A 6,280-nucleotide genomic window follows, 5' to 3' on the forward strand; every position below is an offset into this window, starting at 1 on the left:
GGACTATACAGCACTCGGTTATCTGCACAAAATATTTTTAGTGACAACTACGGAGAAAGCTATTACAGCACCGGATACTATTACCTGCCTGATTCCACAAAGAAAAGCGGGTTAATAAAATATACCTTCGAATCGCCCAACAGTTTCCGGTTTAAAGAATCCCTTACTGCAAAGGCAGTCACTATTACAGCAGAGGAGTGCATCGGGTTTCATGAAGACGGTGATAAAGCAGATTTTCACACCCTTTCCAACGTTAAACTGCCAGTGAGCCTGCTAAACGCAAAGTACTCCAAATGCTTTGGGGAGCTGCGGATTAACGGAGACCTTTGTTTGTACCTGGTTTATTTTGAAAAGAACAGAGGAGGAGGTTGGTTCACTGGTGCAGGGCCAGGAGGAGCCACTTACGTAGGAGGGCCGAGAACAACCCCTACCTCCCGGTATATGTTGAAAAAGAAAAATTCAGATATCGTGCAGGAAGTGCCTAAAAAGTCAAAGCAGTTCAAAAAAGAACTATCAGCATTTCTGGCCGATAAACCCAGCATAGTGGAGTTCATTAACAGCCACGACTATACGGTCGATGAAATCGACATGGTAGTGCAGGCGTATAACTATGGTAAATAAATTTGTTTTTTCACGCAAAGGCGCAAAGCAGCAAAGAAATAAAGCAGCAAAGAGTACCTAAGCGAATTTTAAGCTCGCAGCGCGTGAAGCTAATGCCATAGCTATAAAACAAGATAATAAAGTAATCTTGTATTCTTTGCTGCTTTGCGCCTTTGCGTGAAAAAATACCCTTTAGTCTGCACCTACCGCTTCAACCAGCCCGTGATGCTCATCCGGGGCTTATTGGTAAGCAACACCTCATGTTCCAGTTCACTGCTTTTGAAGAAAACCGTTTTGCCACTGCTGGGATCTACCTGCTGCGAATCGCCACCAGTATGGTAAATAGAGAGCTGTCCGCCATCAGCAGGCACCCAGTCGGTATTCAGATAAATAATCATAGAATACTGCCGGCTATCATTATTACGGAACTGATCCAGGTGTTTCTTATAAAAACTACCCGTTTCATATAAGGTATAGTGAAATTCATACCCCGTAATACCAGTATAACAGGATTCATTCAGGTATAAGATAAAAGCGTCCATCACGGCAAAGAATGCATTTTCATGTACATTATTATGCTGCTTGTCCAGCCAGTAGATTACATCACCGCGAACGGCTTTGTCGTGCGCTACTGCTTGTTGGTTGCCGGTACCTGCCGCCAGCATGCTTTTTTCGGAGTGGAGATGTAACAGGTTTTCTTTTAAGTCTTTAGCAAGCTGAATGCTTAAAAAATTTTCTGAGATACCTACTTTGCTTTCAATGAAGCTGTTGATCAATGTGTCAAAGGACTGTTGCAAAAAGAAGGAGCGTTATAGGGACAGAATTATCCGTAGTTGGGTGAAGGTAGCTGTAATAAAAGGATTTTGCCCTGTTACTAGTTAATATTCTTTCAAAACAGGTTAATATCTGCGCGAATTTTATTTTTCAATCTTTTAATTTCACGGCGGAAGTATATGAAACTTCCCCTGCCACATGACTGATAAACTGCGTGCTGAGCTACCGGAACAGGAAAAAGAGAAGCAATTTGCCACGTTATTCGAATTGTTTAATAATAGGTTAGTCCTATTTGCCAATGGGATGTTGCCTGCGGGAGAGGAAGCCGCAGACCTTGTACAGGAAGCATTTGTAGCCCTGTGGCAACGGATGGATAGCTTCACCGATCTATCTGCTATCAAAGTATTTTTATATCTCACCGTAAAAAATAAATGCCTTAATATTTACAAACATGAAAAGGTAATACGTAGGTATAATAATACCCAACCACCCGTACCGGAAGATAAACATCTCCTGCTTCGCCTGATAGAAGCAGAAGTAGCCGGAGAAATACAACAGGCATTACAACAACTACCTCCCGGATGCCGGCAGGTGATCCACCTCGGTTATTTTGAAGGATTGCGTAATCATGAAATTGCCGAACGTTTACATGTGTCCGTTAATACGGTGAAAACGCAGAAAACCCGCGCCCTGCGCATGATGCGCGATATCCTTAAAAGTCAGCCCTGCCAGCTGTTACTCATCTTCGGAAAAATACTTTAAAAAAAAGTGATTTTCTTGTCACCCACTTTTTCCAACTGGTTGTTTATGCAACATCAGTTATGGAAAGTACCCGCAAAAACTTAGCAATCGCACAACTCATATCCCGGCAATTAACCGGGCATATTACCGCGGCAGAAATGTTGGAGCTGCAGGCATGGAGAAACGAAGATCCGGATCATGAGGCGCTGTGGCAACAGCTTACCGACCCCGATCAGCTGGGAGATCGCGTGGCTCAACTGGAGCAATCAAATAATCAAACGGCATTTGCACAACTGATGCAACGCATTCATGCAGAAGAAGTACCCGCAGCGTTTCAACAAGAGGAGACCGGGCAGGCAGCATCGCATCAGACAACGACTTTTATTAAACCATGGCTACGCTATGCAGCTGTTGCCATTCCTTTACTAGCGGTAGCTTCCGCCGGGTGGTATTTCCTGCGTGTGCCACGCGCTGGCATGAAAGCGCCCGTGGTGGCATGGCAACGCAGCGCTCCGCCGCCATCGCCTAATACTGTGCAACTGCTCATCGATCACCAGGAAGCCATTCCACTTAACAAAACAGGCGGACAAATGATTCACGCCATGGAAGGCACCATTGCCCGCACTGAAGCGGGTAGTCTGTCGTATCCCGTGAATACGAATAGCTCAACAAGTGCCGCTGTAATACAACAACTGGTTACACCCAAGGGAATGGACTATAAAGTAGTACTGCCGGATGGCAGCCATGTATGGGTGGGCGCGGCTTCCAGTCTGCGCTTCCCGGCGGCCTTCACCGGAAAAGAACGCAGCGTGGAACTCAACGGGGAAGCATACTTTGAAGTAGCATCCGATGCCGCACATCCTTTTGTGGTACATACCCGCAAAACAGCCATCCAGGTACTGGGCACCTCTTTTAATATAAAAGCGTATAGCAGTGAACGTTATGAACGCACTACGCTGGTCAGCGGCGCGGTGAAAGTGAGTACACGAAACAACTCCATCAGCAAAGTGTTGCAGCCCGGTCAGCAGGCGGTAACAGGCACCGAACTCGTAATGCAAACCGCCGATATAGACGCGGTACTCGCCTGGAAAAACGGATTATTCATATTTCGAAGTGAACCACTCTCCGGTATCCTCGATGAATTAGCCAGGTGGTATAATGTCATCATCGTGCATGAGGAAGGGGTAGACCTGAATGCCCACTTTACCGGTAGGATCATCAGAAGTAAACAACTGAGTGAAATATTAGCATTCCTGGAAACAACCGGCAAAGTACGGTTTTTACAAGAAGGCCAGCTGTTAAGGGTTTTGCCCGGTCGCAAATAATAATTAGTCAACCATTAGATATAATTCCATGTAACCAAAATCAAAAAAAAACCGGGAATGCGGAAACATCCCCGGCTAATAATGCCAAACAACCTGTTTGTATTTGTGAAAAGGACACAGACAGGTATTGTCTAACTATTATGCTTAACAAAGTTATGAAAAAAAAAGCAAGCGCCGGGAATCCCCCGGACGACAAACAATTGCTGGTACTTATCTCCCGTACAATGCGACTTACCTTATTCCTCACACTGGCATGTATACTGCAGTTGCGCGCTGCCAGCTATTCCCAGGAAATTAAATTATCTGTGTCCCTGAAGGACGCGAAGATTTCCAGCCTGTTTAATTTTCTACAGCAAAAAAGTGATTACCAGTTTTTGTACAACGATGAAGATGTTCAAAAAATGCCGGCGATCAGCGTATCGATGCAGGACGCTACCATTGAGCAAATTCTGGAAACCAGCTTCAGCGGCCTGCCACTGGGTTTCCGCATCACCAATAAAACGGTGGTGGTATTTGAGGCACCCGCTAAACCAGTCGTGGTGCAGGAACACGTGATTGCCGGCGTTGTCAGAGATGAGGAAGGCAAGCCACTGGCTGGGGTTAGCGTAGGGTTGCTACATTCCGGCAACGGCACCCTCACGGATGAAAACGGCCGCTACAGTCTCCGACTCAAAGATGGCAACGGCACGCTGGTATTCTCTTTCATAGGATATCAGAAAAAAGAAGAAGTGATCCGCGGCAGAACAACGATCAATGTGGTACTGGGCACCAGTATTTCTGCCTTAAATAATGTAGTGGTAATCGGTTATGGCACCAAAAAACAGGTAAATGTGACCGGATCTGTTTCCAGCGTGAAAGGATCAGAACTGAAACAAAGTCCGTCTCCCAATTTATCCAACTCGCTGGCAGGCCGCATCACCGGTATCATCGCCAACAACCGCAGCGGTGAACCGGGTAATGATTATTCCAGTATCCTCATCCGCGGAAAAGGTACCCTCAATGATAACAGTCCACTGATCGTAATAGATGGCGTAGCCAATCGCGGTGCTTTCGAACGCCTCAACTCCGACGATATTGAAAGTATTACCGTGCTGAAAGATGCAGCCGCGGCTATTTACGGCGCACAGGCGGCCAACGGCGTTATCCTCGTTACCACCAAAAGAGGAAAGCCCGGCAAACCGGTGATCTCCTATAACGGCAGCTATGGCTTGTCGCAGCCTACCTATATTACCCAGCTGCTCAATGCCGGACAGTATGCTACCTACATGAATGAAAAATATGCGCGCTCCAATAAGCCCCTGCTTTTCACGGACGAGGATATACGAAAATATACAGATGGCAGCGATCCCCTTGGTCATCCCAATACAGACTGGTACCACGCCGTGATCAAAGATTATTCACCGCAAAATCGTCATGCCCTGTCGGTGAACGGCGGCAGCGATCGTGTAGACTATTTCATCTCTGGTGAATACCTTTACCAGGATGGTATCTATCATAATTCTGCTACCAATTTTCATCAATATAATTTACGGTCGAACGTAGGCGCGAGCATCACCAAAAACCTGAAAGTAGCCGTGGATGTTTCTGGACGTGTGGAAGACAGACACTATTCGAACTACAACAGCGGTACTATTTTCGGGGAAACATTATCTGCCTATCCTACCTTGCCGGACTATTATCCAAACGGATTACCTGGTCCCGGCCTGGCTGGTGGCCGTAACCCGGTGCTGATGGCAAGCGGCGCTACCGGTTACAATAAAGTAAAGGACTACTTTTTACAATCTAACTTTTCTTTCGATCTCAAATTGCCTTCCATTACCCCTGGTTTGTCCCTGAGTGGTTTGGCAGCGTTTGACTTCCAGTTTCATAACGATAAAACCTTCCTGAATAACTGGGATGCATTTCGGTATGACCCGGTGGCTAAAGTATATAACAACGTAAAGAATGAAGAGAAGCCCATGCAGCTCGACGAAGGCTTCCGAACCTATGCTAACAAAACGTATAACGTAAGACTGGCCTATGAAAGAAGGTTTCAGCTGCATGATGTCAGTGGATTTGTGGCCTATGAACAAAGTGAAGGATACAACGAAGGTATTACTGCTATGCGCAGGAATTTCCTGAGCGACCAGGTGGATCAGATTTCATTAGGTGCGGATAAAGACAAAGACAACAGCGGTTCCGCAGCGGCGGTATCCCGGCGGAATATATTTGGCCGTGTGAGCTATGGCTACGCAGATAAATATCTCGCAGAATTTATATTGAGATATGATGGCTCCTATAATTTCCCAAGAGACAGCAGATGGGGTACTTTCCCCGGCGTTTCGGTAGGCTGGCGTATTTCAGAAGAACCTTTCTTCAAGAATAACATTACGCTGATGGATCAGCTTAAAATAAAAGCTTCGTGGGGGAAATTAGGAAATGATAAAATTGATCCTTACCAATATCTCCTACAATATAATAAAGATAATGGTGTGTATTTTGGCAATGATCCGCAAAGAGTACAGGGTCTTTCTGCCGGTATTTCTCCTAATCCAAATATTACCTGGGAGGTAGCGGAAACAAAAAATATAGGATTTGAATCTTCTTTTCTCAAAGGACTGTTTACGCTGAACGCTGATTATTTTACTTCGCACCGTACGCATATCCTGGCGCCGCGGAATGCTTCTATCCCGGCATCCACAGGGCTTACAGGAAGTTTGCCTTCGGAAAATATCGGGATCGTAGACAAACACGGATTTGAAGTAGAGGCAGCACATCATTTCCGGGTGAATAAAGATTTCAGCTATAACATTGGTTTCAACTATACCTATGCACAAAACAAAGTAGTATTTAATGACGAG

Annotated in this window: 5 protein-coding genes; 4 read left to right on the forward strand and 1 reads right to left on the reverse strand. The window is 45.7% G+C overall.

Features of this window, described 5'->3' with window-relative positions:
• The coding region (locus tag VIP81_RS10030) for a hypothetical protein (protein WP_331959318.1) at window positions 1-621 on the forward strand (621 nt) is incomplete at its 5' end.
• Between the two features lie 182 nt (window positions 622-803).
• Here VIP81_RS10030 and VIP81_RS10035 read toward each other — a convergent pair.
• On the reverse strand, window positions 804-1,397 hold the full coding sequence (locus VIP81_RS10035) for a 2OG-Fe(II) oxygenase (protein ID WP_331959321.1): 594 nt from the start codon (window positions 1,395-1,397) through the stop codon (window positions 804-806).
• Window positions 1,398-1,572: 175 nt separating this feature from the next.
• On the opposite strand from VIP81_RS10035, the gene VIP81_RS10040 reads away from it, so the two are divergent.
• From VIP81_RS10040 to VIP81_RS10050, 3 genes are all read left to right on the forward strand, one after another.
• Complete coding sequence (locus VIP81_RS10040; RefSeq protein WP_331959324.1) at window positions 1,573-2,136, forward strand: RNA polymerase sigma-70 factor; 564 nt, start codon at window positions 1,573-1,575, stop codon at window positions 2,134-2,136.
• Between the two features lie 59 nt (window positions 2,137-2,195).
• Window positions 2,196-3,440, forward strand: coding sequence for a FecR family protein (locus tag VIP81_RS10045; RefSeq protein ID WP_331959327.1), 1,245 nt, complete (start codon window positions 2,196-2,198; stop codon window positions 3,438-3,440).
• A 155-nt stretch (window positions 3,441-3,595) separates the two neighbouring features.
• A partial coding sequence (locus VIP81_RS10050; RefSeq protein WP_331959330.1) for a SusC/RagA family TonB-linked outer membrane protein occupies window positions 3,596-6,280 on the forward strand: 2,685 nt, incomplete at its 3' end.

The sequence above is a fragment of the Chitinophaga sp. genome (assembly GCF_036566945.1).
Lineage (GTDB): Bacteria > Bacteroidota > Bacteroidia > Chitinophagales > Chitinophagaceae > Chitinophaga.